At 44.8% G+C, this 17997-nt stretch carries 28 protein-coding genes; all 28 read right to left on the bottom strand.

The window, feature by feature from the left end; translation table 11 throughout:
• Positions 1-82 precede the first annotated feature (82 nt).
• The 28 genes from cmk to rpl3p all read right to left on the bottom strand — a co-directional run bounded on the left by cmk (position 83) and on the right by rpl3p (position 16251).
• Positions 83-625: a (d)CMP kinase gene (cmk, locus tag MSBRW_RS04840; RefSeq protein WP_011305125.1), complete on the bottom strand. Its 543-nt coding sequence runs from the start codon at positions 623-625 to the stop codon at positions 83-85.
• Complete coding sequence (locus MSBRW_RS04835) at positions 625-1245, bottom strand: DUF106 domain-containing protein (protein WP_011305126.1); 621 nt, start codon at positions 1243-1245, stop codon at positions 625-627. Before MSBRW_RS04835 ends, cmk begins: the two co-directional genes overlap by 1 nt.
• Before the next feature lie 690 nt (positions 1246-1935).
• Positions 1936-2214: a hypothetical protein gene (locus MSBRW_RS04830; RefSeq protein WP_011305127.1), complete on the bottom strand. Its 279-nt coding sequence runs from the start codon at positions 2212-2214 to the stop codon at positions 1936-1938.
• Between the two features lie 180 nt (positions 2215-2394).
• Entirely contained in the window at positions 2395-3042 is a 648-nt protein-coding gene (locus tag MSBRW_RS04825; protein ID WP_011305128.1) for an adenylate kinase, read from the bottom strand.
• Positions 3043-3126: 84 nt separating this feature from the next.
• Positions 3127-4605 (bottom strand): preprotein translocase subunit SecY, encoded by a 1479-nt coding sequence (gene secY, locus MSBRW_RS04820; protein ID WP_011305129.1) that lies wholly within the window; start codon positions 4603-4605, stop codon positions 3127-3129.
• A gap of 142 nt (positions 4606-4747) precedes the next feature.
• Complete coding sequence (locus tag MSBRW_RS04815; protein WP_011305130.1) at positions 4748-5170, bottom strand: uL15m family ribosomal protein; 423 nt, start codon at positions 5168-5170, stop codon at positions 4748-4750.
• A gap of 10 nt (positions 5171-5180) precedes the next feature.
• Complete coding sequence (locus MSBRW_RS04810) at positions 5181-5642, bottom strand: 50S ribosomal protein L30 (protein WP_011305131.1); 462 nt, start codon at positions 5640-5642, stop codon at positions 5181-5183.
• Position 5643: 1 nt separating this feature from the next.
• Positions 5644-6270, bottom strand: coding sequence for a 30S ribosomal protein S5 (locus MSBRW_RS04805; RefSeq protein WP_011305132.1), 627 nt, complete (start codon positions 6268-6270; stop codon positions 5644-5646).
• A gap of 9 nt (positions 6271-6279) precedes the next feature.
• Positions 6280-6804, bottom strand: coding sequence for a 50S ribosomal protein L18 (locus tag MSBRW_RS04800; protein WP_011305133.1), 525 nt, complete (start codon positions 6802-6804; stop codon positions 6280-6282).
• 16 nt (positions 6805-6820) lie between these two features.
• Complete coding sequence (locus tag MSBRW_RS04795) at positions 6821-7273, bottom strand: 50S ribosomal protein L19e (protein ID WP_011305134.1); 453 nt, start codon at positions 7271-7273, stop codon at positions 6821-6823.
• 2 nt (positions 7274-7275) lie between these two features.
• Positions 7276-7713, bottom strand: a complete 438-nt coding sequence (locus MSBRW_RS04790; RefSeq protein ID WP_011305135.1) for a 50S ribosomal protein L32e — start codon at positions 7711-7713, stop codon at positions 7276-7278.
• A gap of 10 nt (positions 7714-7723) precedes the next feature.
• Positions 7724-8257: a 50S ribosomal protein L6 gene (locus MSBRW_RS04785; RefSeq protein ID WP_011305136.1), complete on the bottom strand. Its 534-nt coding sequence runs from the start codon at positions 8255-8257 to the stop codon at positions 7724-7726.
• Between the two features lie 17 nt (positions 8258-8274).
• Entirely contained in the window at positions 8275-8667 is a 393-nt protein-coding gene (locus MSBRW_RS04780; RefSeq protein WP_011305137.1) for a 30S ribosomal protein S8, read from the bottom strand.
• Positions 8668-8677: 10 nt separating this feature from the next.
• On the bottom strand, positions 8678-8830 hold the full coding sequence (locus MSBRW_RS04775; protein WP_011305138.1) for a 30S ribosomal protein S14: 153 nt from the start codon (positions 8828-8830) through the stop codon (positions 8678-8680).
• Positions 8831-9328, bottom strand: a complete 498-nt coding sequence (locus tag MSBRW_RS04770; RefSeq protein ID WP_048102287.1) for a 50S ribosomal protein L5 — start codon at positions 9326-9328, stop codon at positions 8831-8833.
• A 4-nt stretch (positions 9329-9332) separates the two neighbouring features.
• A complete protein-coding gene (locus tag MSBRW_RS04765) occupies positions 9333-10040 on the bottom strand; it encodes a 30S ribosomal protein S4e (protein WP_011305140.1) in 708 nt (235 codons plus the stop codon).
• A 13-nt stretch (positions 10041-10053) separates the two neighbouring features.
• Positions 10054-10404, bottom strand: a complete 351-nt coding sequence (gene rplX, locus MSBRW_RS04760; protein ID WP_011305141.1) for a 50S ribosomal protein L24 — start codon at positions 10402-10404, stop codon at positions 10054-10056.
• A 10-nt stretch (positions 10405-10414) separates the two neighbouring features.
• Positions 10415-10813, bottom strand: coding sequence for a 50S ribosomal protein L14 (rpl14p, locus tag MSBRW_RS04755; RefSeq protein WP_011305142.1), 399 nt, complete (start codon positions 10811-10813; stop codon positions 10415-10417).
• A complete protein-coding gene (locus MSBRW_RS04750; RefSeq protein WP_011305143.1) occupies positions 10810-11139 on the bottom strand; it encodes a 30S ribosomal protein S17 in 330 nt (109 codons plus the stop codon). Before MSBRW_RS04750 ends, rpl14p begins: the two co-directional genes overlap by 4 nt.
• Positions 11140-11143: 4 nt before the next feature.
• On the bottom strand, positions 11144-11476 hold the full coding sequence (rnp1, locus tag MSBRW_RS04745; RefSeq protein WP_011305144.1) for a ribonuclease P protein component 1: 333 nt from the start codon (positions 11474-11476) through the stop codon (positions 11144-11146).
• Positions 11466-11669: a 50S ribosomal protein L29 gene (gene rpmC / locus MSBRW_RS04740; protein WP_011305145.1), complete on the bottom strand. Its 204-nt coding sequence runs from the start codon at positions 11667-11669 to the stop codon at positions 11466-11468. Before rpmC ends, rnp1 begins: the two co-directional genes overlap by 11 nt.
• On the bottom strand, positions 11669-12604 hold the full coding sequence (locus MSBRW_RS04735) for a 30S ribosomal protein S3 (RefSeq protein ID WP_011305146.1): 936 nt from the start codon (positions 12602-12604) through the stop codon (positions 11669-11671). Before MSBRW_RS04735 ends, rpmC begins: the two co-directional genes overlap by 1 nt.
• Positions 12605-13060 (bottom strand): 50S ribosomal protein L22, encoded by a 456-nt coding sequence (locus MSBRW_RS04730; protein WP_011305147.1) that lies wholly within the window; start codon positions 13058-13060, stop codon positions 12605-12607.
• Between the two features lie 11 nt (positions 13061-13071).
• Positions 13072-13482, bottom strand: a complete 411-nt coding sequence (locus MSBRW_RS04725; RefSeq protein WP_011305148.1) for a 30S ribosomal protein S19 — start codon at positions 13480-13482, stop codon at positions 13072-13074.
• A gap of 15 nt (positions 13483-13497) precedes the next feature.
• Complete coding sequence (locus tag MSBRW_RS04720; RefSeq protein ID WP_011305149.1) at positions 13498-14214, bottom strand: 50S ribosomal protein L2; 717 nt, start codon at positions 14212-14214, stop codon at positions 13498-13500.
• Positions 14215-14224: 10 nt separating this feature from the next.
• Positions 14225-14473, bottom strand: a complete 249-nt coding sequence (locus MSBRW_RS04715) for a 50S ribosomal protein L23 (RefSeq protein ID WP_011305150.1) — start codon at positions 14471-14473, stop codon at positions 14225-14227.
• Positions 14470-15231, bottom strand: coding sequence for a 50S ribosomal protein L4 (gene rpl4p, locus MSBRW_RS04710; RefSeq protein ID WP_011305151.1), 762 nt, complete (start codon positions 15229-15231; stop codon positions 14470-14472). Before rpl4p ends, MSBRW_RS04715 begins: the two co-directional genes overlap by 4 nt.
• 6 nt (positions 15232-15237) lie before the next feature.
• Positions 15238-16251, bottom strand: coding sequence for a 50S ribosomal protein L3 (gene rpl3p, locus MSBRW_RS04705; protein WP_011305152.1), 1014 nt, complete (start codon positions 16249-16251; stop codon positions 15238-15240).
• Between the last annotated feature and the right edge of the window lie 1746 nt (positions 16252-17997).

The raw sequence follows: 17997 nt of genomic DNA, 5'->3' as shown, positions 1-17997 counted from the left end.
CTGTAATATCAGTATATCAGGTTCCGGCAGATAAAACTCTACGCTTTGTATAAAAATCCAGCCTTTAACAAATTGAGGGAAATTACTCTGGCCCTACGAGAGAATCGATAGCTACCTTCAAAATGTCAAGAATCTGGTACTGATTCCATTTTTCAGAATCAATAACGATGTCGTAAATTGAGAGGTCGTCAATATCGATATTGTAATAGTTCATATAGCGGAGGGCCTCAGATTTTTCCCTCTCAACTGTTCTTTCGAGCTCTTCGTCAAAAGAGACTGATTTTTCCCGCCTCAAGATTCGTTTTACCCGTACAGGTAGCGGAGCCTTTATCCAGATTTTAAGTACATTTGGGACTTCTTTGGCCATATGGCCTGCAAGCCTGCTTTCGAGGATCAGCTTTTCATGACTGTGGATAACTTCCCTCTGATTTTTATCAATAGCCAGGTCAATTGAAGGGTCTTTTTCGGCCATAGCTCCGAATTCTGCCAGGCTCATTTCCTTCTCCCTGGCTATCCTCCTGAAAATTTCACCCGAGGAGATCAGTTCAAGTTCATAGTATTCTGCAAGGAGCTTTGAAACCGTTGTTGTCCCACTTCCGGGAAGCCCGCTAACTGTTATCCGCATCAGACCCCACCGATATCCAGTGCCTTTCTGATAAACTGGCTAACTCCAAGAGAACAAATAAAGTACCAGTATAACCAGTTCTGGAAGTACCAAAAAGCATGGGTTGTCAACAACTGTTCACCCCAGAAAGGAAAAACCATCGTGGCGCTTCCGTGCCCACTGATGTAATAATAAGCCCACATGAAGAGAGGAACCGAAATAATACTGATGTAAGCCATAGGCTTGAACTGCTGCTTGGACATCTTCATCTGGTCTTCCATCATTGTTTGGCGTTGTTCTTCCAGTTTTTTAAGCATATAAGTGTTCTGAGAAAGCTGTGCCTCCCGGAATTCCTTCTGGAAAACCTTCATGCGTTCCTGGGTATTCCTCATGAGGTCCCAGTCAATTGTGTATTTCTGGATAAGGGATGCGTAAATAGCAGTAATAGATGCCATTACCAAAAGGATTAGATAGAAATTCTCCTGCCCGACCAGAGCAAGTACGGGATTCATTAAAGTCCCTACTACTTCCCCGACAGCCTCCCTGAAACTCTGCCCGAGAATCATAATCCCAATCATAAGGGAAAAACCGAGAGCCAGCAGGAACCGGTCTATTTGAGTTTTTAATGTCTCCGAAACCAAGTTGTCCTCACCATTCAGATTCAATAGTTATTCTGAGATCTTCAAATGTAGAAGAATTCCAATAATAGAAGCTTGACAAGCTTAAATTATTGTAAAATCGTGATAAATCAGCTCAAGTACGGAGCCAATTTCAAACGATTACGCAGGTAGTTCTGGTTAATAAGTGTCGATGTATATATAAGTTATACTATTCTATGAAATTAATGCAAAGTCCTCTCCGGAATAGCAAAGAAATCACAGGCGGGAAAAAGCAAGTAAAACACTGTAGAGTTAAAAATCTGTTGACAGAGCAAACTTTGAGCTGGTAAAAAGGTATGAGAACATTTCAATTTGAGGACAAAAACCCGCATTTAAACATATTACAGGAAAGTGAAATCGAAGAAACTCAAAGCCTTGAAACCCCCCTTGAGTAAAAATTCTTTGTTTCAGGTTAATAATTTGGTTATTCAAGTTAATACTGTGGTTATTCCAGATTATACTATGATTATTTAGGCAATATATCGGTATGTTCAGATTAATACGTAGTTATTTCGGATTAATACTGTAGTTATTTCAGATTAATACTGTAGTTATTTCAGGTCAATATATCAATATTTTCAGATAAATGTCTCAACCAGCAAGTACTTAAATAGAAAAATGTCTCAACCAGCAAGCACTTAAATAGAAATCTGGTTCCAAGAATCTCAATAATCAAAGGTATTTTCCATCCAGTTTTTCTAAAACTGTTTTTCCCTCTTCTGTCAGGATATACTTTCTCCATGTGGTTTTTTCAGGAGTCAAACACTGAATTAAGCCCTTACTCTCAAGTTCCTTTAAAGCATGGCTGATATTCTGTGTGGATCGGCTTGTCTCATGAGCAATATCCGAAGCCCTTACAAAGGGGTGCCTTTTCATGGAGTCCATCAGAATCAAACGGCGATCAACGCTGATAACCCAGTTAACCAGTTCATCGATCGAGTTTTCAGTCATATTAACTCAGTTTCTCCGTAATGTATTTTTTGTTGATATAAATAGCCACATATTATTTAAATACAAATTATTTGAATCAAATGAATGCGAAAAAAGCAAAGGCATTTCGATAAATAACAAAACATAGAGGTATAATAAAAAAGTTAGAAGATTTAATAAAATGAAAAAGAAATGAAGAATTCAGGCAAATTTTTTAAGAACTGCCTTTATTTCTTCAAATACCTCGTCGATATCTTTTGTGCCGTCTAGAGTTACCAGAAGTCCCTGCTTTGTGTAATAGTCAATAAGAGGTTCTGTCTGCTTTTTATAGACATTAAGACGGTTCTTGACAGCCTCTTCTTTGTCATCAGCACGCTGGAAAACCTTACCCCCGCAAATGTCACAGACATCATCTTTTTTCGGCGGGTTAAAAGTCCTGTGGTAGCTCGCACCGCAGTTGCACATAAGGCGACCGCTTATTCTTTCAATCAGTTCTTCATCAGGCACTTCGAGATTGAGAACAACATCTATGGGCTTATTGATCTCATCAAGTATGACTGCAAGAGCATCAGCCTGAGGTATTGTTCTTGGATACCCGTCAAGGATGAAACCCTTTTCACAGTCCTGTTCTTTAAGACGGTTCTTGATAATCCCTATAAGTACCTCATCAGGAACAAGTTCTCCTTTGTCCATATATTCCTTGGCTGCAAGCCCAAGCTCGGTTCCTTCCCTGACATTTGCCCGCAGGATATCACCTGTGGAGATCTGCGGGATTCCATAGTTGTCAACCATTTTTTTGGCCTGGGTACCTTTTCCGGCACCTGGGGGCCCGAAGAGTATTATATTCATTTGAAGATCCCTGTGTTTACCCTTTAGTTTGTTTACATTACATCTCTCTTATTCGATTCCTTATTACAGCTCAAAAAGAACCCTTTACTGTTCCCCAAAGAAGGAGCGGATCATCGGATGCATTTCCATCATCTGCTCGGAAGCTATGTCCTCATAGAGACGATATACGATACTGACAGCCAGCAAAAGCCCTGTACCACTAGTACTTCCAAGAGTACCGAGCAAGCTTGCAATCAGCGTCAGCAGCCCTATGAAAGCCCCACCTATTACGGTGACTTTCGGGATATAACGCTGGGTAACTTTTTCAATACTGCTAATATTTCGCCTGAAACCTGGAATCTGCATGCCGGAATTGAAAATCTTCTGTGCAGTAGGTTTAGCTCCCATACCCGTTGTTTCTATCCAAAAGAGTGCAAAGATAATTCCGCCTACGACAAGCATAGTAGCATCTGTAAAGACATGAAGTACAATCTGCCAGTTTGCAGGTGTAGCCGCCCCATAACCTGAAAAGGACTGTCTTACAAGAGATGGAATCCAATCATAAGGACTGTGTATTGGAGCAAGGTAATACATAATCCCGTTTAGCGGCGTAGACCCATGGAACTCTCCAAAGAAAGTGATTCCACGGCTGGCAAGAATAATTCCAATCATCTGGATATTCGCCTGAAGAGCTCTGACAAGGATCATCGGCAAGACTGATGCGTATATTAACTTGACAGGAAAACGGCCCCTTGCTCCTCTAACCGCACTGTGGGCGAGAGGAATTTCGATTCTTGTACTTTCCACGTACACCACAAGCAAGAAAATAACAATCGTGCTTAGAAGCGCAAGAATACCTCCACTGACCAGCATATACAACACGCCCTCACCTGAAAGAAGGTAATCTGCTCCAACGTTCTGGGCGATGTAAATCCATTTTGGAATCAGCCCGACCGGGAGCCCGGAAGAATCAAGCTGCCAGTTAAAGATTCCTGTAACAATCTGCTGAGAGATTCCCGCAACAATAAAAAGCCCGACTCCTGACCCGATGCCCCATTTGGAAACCACTTCATCCATGAAAAGGATCAGTGCGCCTCCAATAAAGATCTGGATAAGAAGCAGGAAGGTGATTACTCCCAGGCCTACACCTAGAGAAGAAGCGAGCCCTGGATCCGGCTGGATATATCCACCAAGTAGCTGCGGCAGAGCTTCCAGTATGATCATGACAAACACAAGGAACTTCTGAGCTCCCTGGAAGAATGACTGATCTTTGGGATCTGACAGGTCCAATTTAATGATATCTGCTCCAACAAGAAGTTGCAGGACAATCGAAGCCGTGACAATAGGCCCGATACCTAGGAGAATTAGAGATCCAGACGCACCTGCAAAGAAGGCACGGTAAGATTCAAAAAGGTCAACCGAGTCCTGGGACATCCCAAAAAGCGGTACATTTGCCAGAGCAAAGTACAGCAAAAGGACTCCCAGAGTCCACCAGAGCTTATCCTTAAAATGGACGTGTTTTTCCGGACTTGCTACTGCAGGTAACTTGTTAAAAAACGGTTCTAACGTATCCCTGAGAGTCATCGATTACACCATTCAAAATATAATTTATTATAATAATTAAAATATTAGATCACGTTTTACCGTAAGACATTGGTAAGTATAGTACATCTAATATGAAAAAGTTACCAAAAGAATTAAAATAAGTAATGCCAAGTGACATTACTTATTCGGCATCGATGCAACTTCCACCAGCGGCTTCAATTTTTTCGCGGGCAGATGCGGAGAATCCTTCCGAAGTAACAACAAGGTTCTTCATAACACGTCCGCTTCCGAGTACTTTTTCGATTCCAAGGTTTTCAAGGTTGATGTGGTATGCATCATCCTTGATTTCTGCAAGCCCTTCCTCAACAAGGTAAGGAGCAAGTTCATCAAGTTCTCCCACATTTACTATGGAAACGTCCCTGGAGATCTCAGCAGGGAGATTGAAACCATGCTTTCCGTAGCTGTATCCCCTGAACATAGCTCTTACAAAGTGGTGCTTACAGGCACCGGCTTTTCCACGTCCTCCGCGGTTTCCGGCTCCACGCCTGTTTTTATGAGTCCCGCCTCCGCAGGTCCTGGACCCTCTGAACTTCTTTGTATCCATTCTAACCACCTTATCTCATTTTGTGCAGGAGTGCATTGATCCCATCGCCGTGGTCTCCGAGCTCGCCACCCTGCTGTACGGTTCTTTTAATCCCTGCGTGTCCTTTTCTTGGAGGGTGAAGCCTGAAAACAGGCTTCAGTTTGGGAACTGACTTAAGGGTAGTTTCTCCATTAACTACAGCTTCAGCAAAAGCCTGAATTGAATCATAGGCTGTGTTTTCCCTGATATATTCCTCAGTCAGGCGAGTATCGCCTTCGAGTCTTCCACGGTTTTCGAGGATCTCTGCAAGGGTATTTGCATCAATTTTCCCAAAGGCAACGTAGTCCTTCACCTTCTGGACCATACCTTTGAAATGAGGATTCTCAGGCACAAGCACACAATGGTTAACCTTGTGCAAGCGAAGCATCTTCATCGTATCTTCAATCGTGTACCGGACATTAACCTGACCTCTCAACCTAACAATGGCATACATATCAGGCTTCCTCCTTACAGTAGACTGGCAGCCTCATAACATTGACCTGATTAAGGGCGTCAAAGGTTGCCTTTGCGAAGTTGAGGGTAGACCGGGTAGTACCGAAGGTCTTGGTCCATACATCTTTAATCCCGGCTTTTTCCAGCACTTTGGTTGCAGTATTCCCTGCAGCAATTCCAAGGCCTCTTGGTGCCGGAATAAGAGTTACGCTTACACTGCCTGCCTTTCCGGTTACTTCATAAGGAACAGTGTGAGGCAGACCACAGGCACATTCCCAGGATCCACAGCCTCTATGGATATAGGTGATATCGAGCTTTGCAGCATCAATTGCCTTACGGATAGCAGGCCCTACCTGCACATCCTTTGCCTGCCCGAGCCCTACATAGCCATTTCTGTTTCCTACAATTACAGTTGCTCTGAATTTCACACGACGTCCAGAGTCAGTCATCCTCTGAACCATGTTAATATCGAGTACCTCGTCTTCCAGGTCAGGAAGCAGCATATCAATTATCTGAGGTTCCCTGATAGGCAGGCCTGATTTGATTGCTTCTTCCATGGAAGCAACCTGTCCTTCCATAACTAATTTTCCAAGCCTGGTTTTTGGAATCCATTCTTCATCGAATGCCATTTAATCACCTTAACTAAACTCAGCAAAGATTTTCTCTTTGGTTGCTTCAAACTGCTCTGGCAGGTCTGAGCTCTCTTCTCTGTATTCAGCAATGTGCTCTCCCCGGATTCTCTCATCCGAAGGGAAAACTTCAGGGCTGCAGGGGACTTCGAAACCCGAGTCAACTATGCCTTTAAGCGCAGCATAAACCCTGGAACCTGCAGAGGAAGCCTGAAGTCCTATATCCAGAATTCCTCCTTCATACCCCTTCTTCAAGCTTTTAAGCCCGAACAGGAGTCCCGTAAGGTATGCAGCCGTTGTGTTTCCGGTAACCCCTGTGTAACCGTACTTAGCAAGCTCACTCGAAACGGCTGAGGAATAAGTTATATCCCCTTCTGGGGTCGGAGCTATTAACTGGATTTGAACATTTCTTGCACTCTTCCTGACAACCACACGATCCTGCTTTGAGATCAGTAACTTGAGTCTCAGGTGGTAATTAGTGCGTCCTTCTCTTCGTCGTCTAAAAGGAACCTTATATCTCGGTCCTGTTGCCATATTTAGCTCCTCCAGGTTATTTCTTTAACAGTTTTTCAGACCCAAGGTGAGAATTAAGGTGAGCAACACTTCTGTATTCGCCGCCTTTTGCTTTTCTGTAAAGTCTGCAGTACACGGATTTATCAAGTGTTCCATCTGCACGCAGTTCCTTGAGTCTTCTTCTAAGCGCCCGGATCTTTTTGATCCACTGCTCCTTCTTAGGAGTACGGGCTCCTTTCTTACCTTTTCTTGAACCTTGACCTTTACAGTGCCCATACTTGCGCTTGGCAGCAAGAGCTCTGGCTCGGCCTCTGCTGACTCCTTTGATCGGCTTAGCTTTAATAGTGCCGTTCTCAATGAGCCCGCGAATATCTTCCCTGGTAATTGCCGACGCGATCTCTTCGGAGGCTTCCGGATTAAGCCATACCCTGTCAAGTCCGCATTCTAGAATTTTGGAGGCTAACCTTCTTTGATTGGCCAGATCTGACATTTTTATTCACTCCTTCCAGGGTTCAGTACTTTAATACCAAGTTCTCCAGCTTTTGTAATAATAATAGCTTTCTTTCTTGAGCCTACTGTCGATGCTACCCTGATAGCCTCATAAGAAGGATCAACGAGCTCAAGCTCAGCAACGCTGGAAATAAGCACATCAGAATAACCGGACGGGTGCAGGCCCTTTACTGCAGCAGGACTTCCGTATCCCACCTGGGCATGAGCACCTTTTGAGACATATTTTCTACGCTGTTTACCCTGAGTACCTCTCGGGTGCCTCCAGTTGCTGTCAAGCCTCTTAAATTTATGACAGGCTGCTCTCTTGAACTGGGGCTTCTTTCCCTTCTGGACTTTTCTCACATTGAATAATCGCCTGGATTCAGAGTCCATATCAAGGGTGGAAACTAAAGTATCTTCTGATTTGAATTCTTCTGCCATCATAACCACCTCAGGGCTTCTGCACAATGTAGATTCCGTCCTGGAAAATCCTTGGGTCGAATCTCTTGATCTTGGTCTTCTGTTCAATATTTGCAGCAGTCTGCCCGACATCTTCCTTATTGATTCCGGAAACAGTCACCTCATTTCCAGAAACTTTAACCTTTGTCTCACCAAGGATTTTTGCAATTCTTGGCTTCTTTTCTCCAAGGAAGTTTCCGATTATGAGGGTCTTACCATCAACTTTTACCTGCATTGGGAAGTGAGCGTACAGGATAGTCATCTTGCACTCAAAACCCTCATTTACGCCTTTCATAAGGTTTTTGATGTGGGAAGTAAAAGTACCTACCATGGCTTTCTGTTCTTTCCTGGAAGATTCCGCGTCAACCTCTACTTCGCCGTCTCTGACGTAGATCTTGATTCCAGGATACCATAGTTTTCTTTCTACAGTTCCCAGAGGACCTGTGGCTGTAAACACATCATCCTGAGAGAAAGAAACGGAAATTCCTTCAGGAATCTCTATTTTTCTTGCAATTTCCTTAACCATTTCCTGTTCCCTCCAGCTCAGTATACATAAGCAAGAAGTTGCCCACCAATCTTCTTCTCACGGGCTTCGTACTGGGACATAACTCCGCTTGAAGTAGTTATTATAAGGGCGCCAAAGTTCTTTGCCGGCAGGAACTGCTTTTCCCAGCGTTCAAAGCTGCCAGTTCCTACGGAATACCGCGGCTTAATTGCACCGCATTTGTTGACTCTTCCCACGAGGGTGACACTATAGATTCCGGCTTTTCCGTCATCGATAAACTCGAATTCTCCAATGTAGCCGAGATCTTGCATAACCTTCAACACGTTGCCAATGTTTTTTGAGGCAGGCCTGATAATACAGGAACTTTTCCCAATAGCCTCGGCATTCTTAATTGTGGAAAGGGCGTTTGCAAGAGGATCAAGTAATACCATTTTAATCACCTTATGAATACTTCTCAAAACCCATATCGTGGGCAATCTCCCTGAAACAGTGCCTGCAGAGGTAAATGTCATATTTGCGGACAAGCCCCTGCTTTCTTCCGCACCGCTTGCACACGTTTACTCCTCTTCCGGACTTATTTATAGTCTCTGCCATTTACATAACCTCCACGCCATAGCTATCGTTAAGGAAAGCAATAGAATCCTCAAGTGTGACCCTGTGGTTAGTCGGGATCTTCCTTGTTGCAATCCTTCTCTTGCAGATTCTTTCTCCAGGGCGCTTGATAACAACTGTTACGTCCATTCCGAAAACTCCGATATTCGGGTCATATTTCATGCCCGGAAAATCAGTGTGTTCTTCAATTCCGAAAGAAACATTCCCAAGGGAGTCAAACTGGGACCTGACAAGAGTCTTATCGACAATACCAAGAGCAGTCTCGAGAAACTGCTGAGCTCTCTGGCCTCTCAGGGTTACTTTGCAGCCTATAGGTTCATTCTTCTTGATCGAGAAAGCCGGAAGAGTCCTCTTGGCAAAGCACCTGACAACTTCCTGCCCTGTGATATTCCTGAGGATTTCTTCGGCGTCTACGAGATGCTGGCCACTTTCTCCAACACCCATGTGGACAATTACCTTCTCAACAACGGGAGTGCGCATAACGTTACTCAATTACCTCACCACCGAGTCGGATTTCAGGCTTGTCCTCACCAATTACAATAACGTAATCTTCAATTGTTTCGAAATCGGTTTCCCCTGAAATCGCGACTGTATTGTGCCTGGAACTCTTAACTTCCCTGATTTCAGTAATCTTTCCGATTTCTCCAGAATGCTGGCCGCCTACTACCATTGCCAGATTGCCGACCTTGAACTGCAGGTGCTTTACTATCTGCTTGTCAGGCAATGAGAGAATCAGAGAGTCCTTTGTGCTGTACTCGTTAGAACCCAGAATGTTGGTCCCGTCATTCAGGTTAAGCTGCACCTTTCCTCCTTTGAGGGTAGTCTTGTTGTTAATCCTGCACAATTTGTTAACGTTTGTTGCGTTCAGCTTGTGAAGGGCCAGACGTCCCTTTTCGTCCTGGAACATTCTGTATGTTTCATTTACGAGAGGAAGTGTAATTACATCAAAAAGCCCTACCGGGAACCTGAGGTCTTTCCTGGGGATTCCATCTACAAGAACTTTGCCTTCCGAGAGAATCCTCTTACCTTCCCTGCTATTATCTACAAGCTTGAGAATATCGCGAATTATGATTCCGAGCGGAAGACTGCGTGCCTGACTGTGAGGCCCCGGGCGAGTGGTGGAGACCCACTTATAACCTTTTTTCCCAGCCTTCCAGCTTCTTGGGATTGATAATCTTTTCTGGTGTGTCACAAAATCACCTGCCTCACTTCTTAATACTTGATGCTCTGCGCTCGTCCTTCAGTTCCAGTTTTGTGATCATAACATTGGAGGGGTATATAGGTCTTGGGACTTCGGTACCATCCACCTTGGTGGAAATAACTCCGTCCACAGAAATTGTGCCGTCCTGAAGCGAAACGGCCTGGACCTTTCCTTCAGTACCCTTATAATCTCCACGCATGACCTTCACGGTGTCTCCCGCTATAACTGCGGCGCTTCTTGTGCCGTACTCCTTAGAGAGTGCTTCACTAAGCCTTGCGCCCATGAATTTCTGTCTGACGTGAAGAGGCGCATTATATCTTGCCTTTCTCTGCTTTCTAGGCTGTTTGGATACCATTTTCGCCACCTCAGACAATGATAGATGCTGTAGTCCCGATCTTGGGGTACCTCTCAGCTACTTCTCTTGCTATAGGACCTTTTATGTCCGTGCCTTTTGGAATCCCTTCTTCATCCGTGATTACCATTGCATTGTCCTCAAAGGACACGCGCAGCCCATCCGGACGGCGGAACTCCTGTTTCTGGCGAACCACTACTGCAAGAAGAACCTGCTTTCTCATTTCTGGTGTACCTTTTTTTACTGAGACGACGCACATGTCCCCAATTCCTGCGCAGGGCATTCTGTTCTTGACCCCTCTGTACTTCTTGACAGAAATAATCTCAACGACCTTGGCTCCGGTGTTGTCCACACAGGGAACCTTGGCGCCTGCGTTGAGAGCCCTTGGGATGTTGGAGCGTATGCCTTTCATTTGGGTACCTCCGCTTTAACTACCACATAGGACTTCGTTTTGCTTATACGCCTGCATTCTGCGATCGTAACGATATCCCCGACTTTTGCTGAAATGCAAGGCGGGTTGTGTGCGTGCACCTTTGAACGTCTCTTCTCGTATCTCTGGTATTTCGGCACCAATTTCATGTATTGCCTTTCAATAACTACCGTATTGTCCATCTTGCTGCTGACCACGGTACCTACAAGGATTTGACCTCTTACTGAAAGTGTTCCGTGGAAGGGACAGTATGAATCATTACATTCTTCTGATGGCGCCGGTATGTTTAATCCAATATCTCTTGCCATGAGTTTAGCCCCATTTGCGTAACTTTTTGATGTTCTTGATCCGATTTTCGGGTTGTGAGAGCAGCAGGTTTCCCTGAATTTTAACGAATGTATCGGATCTGCGGCCTTTTTCTGAGAGCTCGGTAGGGATTCGGAAGAGAAATTCCGAATCCGCCTTTGGAATCTTTAGTTCCCGTGGCCCTGAGTTTTCTATGATTAACAGATTTTTCGTTTCGTCGATCACTCGGCCACGGATTCCTATCAATGCTGGATTAGTGGAACGAATCACCTGAATTTCGAGCCCTATCAGTTCATGGTAGATAAGGGTCGAAGGTAGAATTTCCACTTTAGATTTCATTTAGCTCATGCTGAATTGTCTTTATCCGGGCAATCGTTCTCCTGATTTCTCCGATTCTTCCCGGGTTTTCAGGAGCTCCACCTGCGGAAGTAAGGGCACGTTCCCTGACCAGTTCACTGTTAAGGTTCTCGAGTTCATCAGCCCGCTCCTCAAGTGACATGTCCCGGATTTCTCTGGATCTGAGGATTGCCATTATTCCTTAGCCTCCTTGTGAACCCGTGCCATGGGATGCCAGTAGTCGTAACCTTCGTGCTTGTGCTGCCAGACTCCATTGACCTGTCTTCGCAATTCTTCTGAGCCTTCAACCTGGATGACTTCAGCCTCTTCAAGGTCTTCTGCTACTTCAGCCTGTGGTTCTTCCTCGGCTTCTTCAGGCTCTGCGACTTCAGCTGTTTCTACTGGTTTTTCAGGTGCTACTGCAGGAGTTTTGGGTTTTGCCGCGCTTTCCTTTTTAGGGGCCTCAACAGGTTTTTCAGCCGGTTTCGCAGCCGGCTTTTCCGCAGGCTTTTCAACCGGTTCAGTTACAGGCTCACTTGGTTCCGTAGTAGTGTATGAGTCAGGCAGGACAACGCCTGGCTGAATGATCCTGACTTTGCAGCCAAGGGTTCCAAGCTTTTTGATTGCTACTGCAAACCCTTCGTCAACAACCTCGTCTACAGGGTTTCCGGAGTGTTTTATGTACCCATCAACGAATTTTTCAACTCTCGACCTGGCACCCGTAAGTTTCCCGGAGATAACAACTTCACAGCCAAGTGCACCTGCATTCATGACTGCACGAAGGGTGTTGTGTCCGGCTTTCCTGAAATACCAGCCTCTCTCAATTGAAGCTGCAAGCCTTGATGCCATCATCTGAGCATTAAGTTCAGGTTTCTTAACTTCCTGAGCATCAATCTGCGGGTTTTCAAGATTGTACCTGGCTGCAACGTCCCTGGTAAGCTTTCTGATGACCTTCCCGGCTTTCCCGATTACCATTCCAGGTTTTTCAGAATAGATAACAATTTGGGTGCCCATTGGGGTCCTGTTAAGCTCCATACCGCCATATCCAGCTCTGTTCAGCTGTTCTGCGAAATACTCGTCCATGGAGGCTTTGACAAACCCATCATTTACGAATTTTCTCTCTATTGCCATTTAGCGCACCTCGGAAAGAATCATCTCGATATTTACAGTTTCTGTGTCTTTGGGTGTTGCCCGTCCTCTAGCTCTAGGCATAAATCCACGAATTACCCTCCCACGCTGAATTGCGGCATGAGTAATATACATATTTGCGGGTTCAAGGCCCTTGTATTCGGCATTGCTTTCTGCATTCCTCAAGATCTTGAGGATCTCTTTTGAAGCACTAACAGGATACCTGCCTGCAGCCATTGGACCTTTTCGGTGTCCTGATCCATCATGATGTCTTTTGAAGGGAACTGCCTGCTTTAAAGCAATTACATCTTCTAAAAACTTTCTTGCTTCAGGAACCTTCATACCCTTAATTTTGCAGCAGACTTCACGAGACTTTTTAGGGGAAATATGGAGTTCAGAACCCATGGCTTTAGAGGTAGTCTCAGGGTCTTCTTTAACTGAGTAATTAATTCTTGCCATTCCCTTTCACCTCATTTCAGTGGCACGAACTTGCTTGAACGGGTTGCTCCCACACCGGCACTGCCGTGTGAAACTCTTGATCTTGTGGGTGCGAATTCTCCAAAGCGATGCCCGATCATTTCAGGCTGGAGATCCACACTTACGAAGCCTTTCCCATTATGAATTTCAATAGTCTGTCCGATCATTTCCGGAAGGATAATCAGGTCTCTGTGATGAGTCCTGACCTTTTTTCCTTCTTTGAACTCGTGCAGGACTTTTTTCTGTCCGTCCGTGAATCCGCGTTTGATGCTCCTGCGTTCTCTTGAAGGCAGGAGTTCTGCAAACTCTTCAAGACTCAGTTCCTGAAGTTCTGAGACGGTTTTCCCGCGGTAGGTATACTCACCCTTTCTCTTTGGTAATCTTGATGATGATTTTTTAGCCATAACGAATACCCCTCATCAGCGCTTCATTCCGGTCCTTCTAGCTGCAATCAGTCCGACCTTCCTTCCAGGCGGAGCGTTTCTGCTAACCGTTGTGGGTTTGCCCGGGTGCTTCCAGGCACCTCCACCGAATGGGTGGTCAACCGGGTTCATGGCAACACCTGAAACCCTGGGATACTTTGCAGCTCTTGTTTTCATTTTGTGGTATTTTTTTCCGGCTTTGAGCCATGGCCTGTCCACCCGACCTCCACCTGCAACGATACCGACAACTGCTCTGCACTTTGGATTAAGCCATTTAATGTTACCTGAAGGCATTGCCACTGCAGTCCTGTTAGACTCGTGGGTTACGACTGTTGCGTATACACCGGAAGAGCGCACGAATCTGCCACCGTCATTTGGCTTTGACTCGATGTTGCAGATAAAGAAACCTTCAGGCACCTTTCCGATAGGAACTATATTTCCTGGCCTGACATCGGCATCATCTCCGCACTCGATTGTGCTCCCTACTGCAATTCCTTCTGAGGCGAGCAGGAGACGTTCTTCCCCAGTTTCAAAGACAACTTTTGCTATTGGAGCTGAGCGAGCAGGATCGTGCTCGAGATTAATTACTTTCCCCTGAATCGACGTGTTCTCATCTACACGGGGATGCCTCAGTTCTGCCTTGTACTTATGAGAAGGAGCTCTGTAGGTAGGAGTACCTCTACCCCTGTTTTGTGATATGATTCTTTTACCCATACATCACACCTCACATCAGTCCTATCCGAGTTGCAATCTCGTGTGCCGATTCAGGATCTTCAAATGTCAGGATTGCTTTTTTCGTGCCCTTCATGGTAGTCATGGTTCGCACGGACTTTACTTTGAACCCGTATAGTTTTTCAACATCTTCTACGATCTGCTTTTTGTTTGACCTGGTATCCACGATAAACTGGAGCTTGTTTTCGTCAAGCAGCATCATCGCTTTTTCAGTAACAAAAGGATAATTAATGGAACTCATTGGAATGCACCTTCCAGTTTCTCAACTGCGGACTCTGTCCAGATAGTAAGGCGCCCTGCGTGAGTGCCAGGTGCGAGCAATTCGGCATTCAGTGAATCCACTGTTGCAACATCTACCCCTGAAAGGTTTCTTGCAGCCTTCAGGATAGGGGCGCTTTCCCCTGCAACAATAAGGACGCTCTTTTTGTGCTTGTATTTCCTGCCTCTGAGCTTTCCGCGGCCGGCCCTGATGTGTCTTCCGTATTTTGCCCTGAGCACGTCTTCATAGACTCCTATAGCCTGCAGGAATTCTATTACCTGCTTTGTCTTATCCAAGTCTTCAAGAGCGTTTTCCGTAACAATAGGAAGCTCGGCTTCAAAGATGTGGCCTCTCAGGCTTACGAGGGTCGGGTCTCTGGTTGCTGCGATTGCAGAGCGGATTGCATAGCGGCGTTCTTTGGTGTTGACTTTCTCGCTTCTGTCAGCTTCCGGCTTTGGTGGGTGGGCTCTTCTTCCGCCTCTTGCGTGCGGGACTCTTGCAGCTCTGCTGCTGTTTACGAGCCTCGGAACATGGGATGTGCCTCGCCCCGAACCCCAGCCTCTTGCGGAAGTTTCCATGCCTGCATAGAGACGGGGACCATAGGGTTGAAGCCTGTTTGCCTGTGCCGCAAGCACTGCCTTTTTAATCAGGTCAGGTCGGTAATCCACATCAAACACGTCGGGAAGCTCAATCTCCCTGACAACCTTCCCTGTAAGGTCTATTGTTTTTGCTGTAGCCATTTCACTTCACCCCTGCTTGGATTCCCTGCTTATGTGAAGGATATTTGGTTCGCCAAGGTCAGCTTTCTTTGCCCTGATCGGATCTCTGAGCCTGATAAGCCTTTTGGAAGGTCCGGGAACACTGCCTTTGATCAGCACATAATCCCCACGGACAAGGCCATAATTTATGAAGCCGCCTTCTGGAGTGACTTCTTCCCCATCGGATCCAATCTTAAGGATTCGCTTGTTGAACTCAGTTCTCTGGTGATATCCTGTCTGACCCATCTGCGGGACTCTCCAGGAGACACGGCGAAGGCCGAAGCCACCAAGAGTACCGATCTGCCTGAGACTGCCCTGTCTGGAGTGCTTGCCTTTCATAAGCTGGATGCCCCAGCGCTTGGCAGGACCTTGAGTCCCTTTTCCGATAGTAATTGCAGCTGTGTCAATAAGTGTCCCGGTCTTGAAAACGTCGGTTATGCTTACAAGGGTGCCGAGGATTGATTTTGCATACTCAAACTTGGTGTTGAGATCTCTGGCACTAATTCCGGATTCCATGATATCGGGCGTCTTTTTGGGAACCCCGGTAAGGCTCTTTGGTAGAGTGTAGGTAACTGCCCTGATATCACTTACCTTTCCTTCTTCGATCATTTTTCCGATATTCCCAAGGGTTTCAGCCATGTTATCTCCTTTTGGTACAGGAATCCTGCGTTTGAGTTCAGGATCAAGGTCTGTTGCCCATACCTCAGCGATTGCCTTTTCTCCGGCTGTGTCTTCTGCATAAGCCCGGATGGCTGCGACCCTTATCGCAGGAGTTTCGATGATAGTTACAGGTACGGAGATTTCCATACCCTGGGTAAGGCTGTTCTTTGTGTCATCAACCATGATCACGTGGGTCATGCCCACCTTGTACCCTGCAAAACCCTGTAGCCTTGGTTCACCTGTAGCCTCCGGCCAGGCTCTGAACCGTGGAATGTGGCTCTTTGCCCTTTTGCGTGGACTAAATGCGAGGGAACCTCGTTTTGGTCGGTGTATGCTTGCCATATTTCTACTCCGTAAATTTCAATTGAAATGCCAGCCCCTCCGGTCGGCCCAACATGAGTGGAAAAAGAAAAAATACACTGGATTCCCCGAACGCTACCAGGTAGGGAGGGATGTATTCAGACCTGCCTGGCATATGTGCCTCGAGCAGACCAGAGCTTTATGCTCCCGGTACCCTAATTCCTTCAGGCATCTGCAATATCCGATCCTCTTCCCAGCTTGTCTAGCAGGAGCATACTCTTAAAGGATCGATTTTACGATCCTGGCAGACCCAAACCCAGGCACCGGCCCTGATTTGAAACTTCAGTAGTCTGATTTGAAACTTCAGTATATGGTAACCTGATTTTAAATTCAGTTCCCTGATTTGAAACTTCAGTATTCAGTAACTGCAACCGCAACTCATCGAAAACCTGAACAGCTTCGTGCGATTTTAGGCGTCTCAAGACGCCAAAAGCGGGCGTTTCAAAGCATTGGCCCTTTAACACTCATGTTGATCCGACTTTTCTCACTGGATTTATCTTCAATGCAGGAAATCTTCCGTAAAACACGGTAGAAAACCCTATCTCCCGGAAACTTCCAGGATGTTAGCATTAAGCATCACATTGATCTGATTAGATAATTTCAAGCACTAAGATGCGTGAAATTTCCATCTCGCATGTACATCTCGCATGTACTTTGCCTTTACATAGCATATCTAATATATAAAGCCTTTGCAGGGAGAGAAGAGAATTCAGAAAGAAGAATCCATCGCAAGAGAGAACAAGAATAAATAGCTAGAAGAGTTCGAGATTATATATCCTCAATCGAAGAGTTGAAATATGGAATCACAGTTGACAGAATATCAGTTCTACTTCGGCCAGCAAAAACTTATGGACCGACTTTAGATGTACGTTATATAACCGGCTATAAGTATAATGTAGATAGATATTATTATACAAGAATGTAGATAGATATCATACTGGTATCACGTCAATCCTCAAGGATTCACCGATCCCGAATAATTGCAATCGATTTTATACGAGATTTTATCGTTGACACGACACTAGAGATTATATGCGAGCTTGTAAATAATAATAAATCAGTTTAGAAATATTTTAAAAATAAAATGGAATCTGTTAATTGAAGTTATATACCTAATTTTCCAATTAATTTTTTAGATTCCAGGATTTTTGTTTTAGAGTTCTGATTAATGTCTTAATTTCGTCTAGACTTATTAGTCTGAATTCGAACACTTACTTACTCGTAGATTATAATTCCAGTCCTGCTATCCAGTCCTCCTGTATTACGTAGATATTAAAGGAGAAACACTATTAATCCGTTCATTTTCGGATATTGAGAGACAGTGAAGAGTACAGTAAACAGCTTTTTCCTCCATGTCTTTCAAGACAACAAATTCAGTTCCACAAACAGGGCAAATTTTTTTTACATAGACATCGCTTATATAATTCATTGAATATCACCACTTTTTACACTTAGCTCTGGCACTAATTTTTTGATGAATTTTAAATCATATTTAATAGAGACTAAAATAAAGAGTTTCTCAAGCTGTAATTAGATAGTACCATGAGAAGAATGGAGTATCTTGTCAGCAAGTTTTTTTTAGTCACTTATGTCTATATGATTATATACAAGGTGATCTATTAACCTAAGCAAGTAAATAGTATTAAGAATCACAATTTCTAATAAACTATACGTTTCAATTTAAAACATGAAGTGCCTTATTTTTAGATGTTGCCTTCTGAAATTGAA

The organism is Methanosarcina barkeri str. Wiesmoor (assembly GCF_000969985.1).
Taxonomy (GTDB): domain Archaea; phylum Halobacteriota; class Methanosarcinia; order Methanosarcinales; family Methanosarcinaceae; genus Methanosarcina; species Methanosarcina barkeri_B.
This window is presented reverse-complemented; position numbering and strand designations above follow the sequence as displayed.

Coding starts and splice junctions, on each gene's coding strand:
- cmk (WP_011305125.1), bottom strand. CDS start 625: ATGCGGATAACAGTTAGCGGGCTTCCCGGAAGTGGGACAACAACGGTT.
- MSBRW_RS04830 (WP_011305127.1), bottom strand. CDS start 2,214: ATGACTGAAAACTCGATCGATGAACTGGTTAACTGGGTTATCAGCGTT.
- MSBRW_RS04825 (WP_011305128.1), bottom strand. CDS start 3,042: ATGAATATAATACTCTTCGGGCCCCCAGGTGCCGGAAAAGGTACCCAG.
- secY (WP_011305129.1), bottom strand. CDS start 4,605: ATGACTCTCAGGGATACGTTAGAACCGTTTTTTAACAAGTTACCTGCA.
- MSBRW_RS04815 (WP_011305130.1), bottom strand. CDS start 5,170: ATGGATACAAAGAAGTTCAGAGGGTCCAGGACCTGCGGAGGCGGGACT.
- MSBRW_RS04810 (WP_011305131.1), bottom strand. CDS start 5,642: ATGTATGCCATTGTTAGGTTGAGAGGTCAGGTTAATGTCCGGTACACG.
- MSBRW_RS04805 (WP_011305132.1), bottom strand. CDS start 6,270: ATGGCATTCGATGAAGAATGGATTCCAAAAACCAGGCTTGGAAAATTA.
- MSBRW_RS04800 (WP_011305133.1), bottom strand. CDS start 6,804: ATGGCAACAGGACCGAGATATAAGGTTCCTTTTAGACGACGAAGAGAA.
- MSBRW_RS04795 (WP_011305134.1), bottom strand. CDS start 7,273: ATGTCAGATCTGGCCAATCAAAGAAGGTTAGCCTCCAAAATTCTAGAA.
- MSBRW_RS04790 (WP_011305135.1), bottom strand. CDS start 7,713: ATGGCAGAAGAATTCAAATCAGAAGATACTTTAGTTTCCACCCTTGAT.
- MSBRW_RS04785 (WP_011305136.1), bottom strand. CDS start 8,257: ATGGTTAAGGAAATTGCAAGAAAAATAGAGATTCCTGAAGGAATTTCC.
- MSBRW_RS04780 (WP_011305137.1), bottom strand. CDS start 8,667: ATGGTATTACTTGATCCTCTTGCAAACGCCCTTTCCACAATTAAGAAT.
- MSBRW_RS04775 (WP_011305138.1), bottom strand. CDS start 8,830: ATGGCAGAGACTATAAATAAGTCCGGAAGAGGAGTAAACGTGTGCAAG.
- MSBRW_RS04770 (WP_048102287.1), bottom strand. CDS start 9,328: ATGCGCACTCCCGTTGTTGAGAAGGTAATTGTCCACATGGGTGTTGGA.
- rplX (WP_011305141.1), bottom strand. CDS start 10,404: ATGGTATCCAAACAGCCTAGAAAGCAGAGAAAGGCAAGATATAATGCG.
- rpl14p (WP_011305142.1), bottom strand. CDS start 10,813: ATGAAAGGCATACGCTCCAACATCCCAAGGGCTCTCAACGCAGGCGCC.
- MSBRW_RS04750 (WP_011305143.1), bottom strand. CDS start 11,139: ATGGCAAGAGATATTGGATTAAACATACCGGCGCCATCAGAAGAATGT.
- rnp1 (WP_011305144.1), bottom strand. CDS start 11,476: ATGAAATCTAAAGTGGAAATTCTACCTTCGACCCTTATCTACCATGAA.
- rpmC (WP_011305145.1), bottom strand. CDS start 11,669: ATGGCAATCCTCAGATCCAGAGAAATCCGGGACATGTCACTTGAGGAG.
- MSBRW_RS04735 (WP_011305146.1), bottom strand. CDS start 12,604: ATGGCAATAGAGAGAAAATTCGTAAATGATGGGTTTGTCAAAGCCTCC.
- MSBRW_RS04730 (WP_011305147.1), bottom strand. CDS start 13,060: ATGGCAAGAATTAATTACTCAGTTAAAGAAGACCCTGAGACTACCTCT.
- MSBRW_RS04725 (WP_011305148.1), bottom strand. CDS start 13,482: ATGGCTAAAAAATCATCATCAAGATTACCAAAGAGAAAGGGTGAGTAT.
- MSBRW_RS04720 (WP_011305149.1), bottom strand. CDS start 14,214: ATGGGTAAAAGAATCATATCACAAAACAGGGGTAGAGGTACTCCTACC.
- MSBRW_RS04715 (WP_011305150.1), bottom strand. CDS start 14,473: ATGAGTTCCATTAATTATCCTTTTGTTACTGAAAAAGCGATGATGCTG.
- rpl4p (WP_011305151.1), bottom strand. CDS start 15,231: ATGGCTACAGCAAAAACAATAGACCTTACAGGGAAGGTTGTCAGGGAG.
- rpl3p (WP_011305152.1), bottom strand. CDS start 16,251: ATGGCAAGCATACACCGACCAAAACGAGGTTCCCTCGCATTTAGTCCA.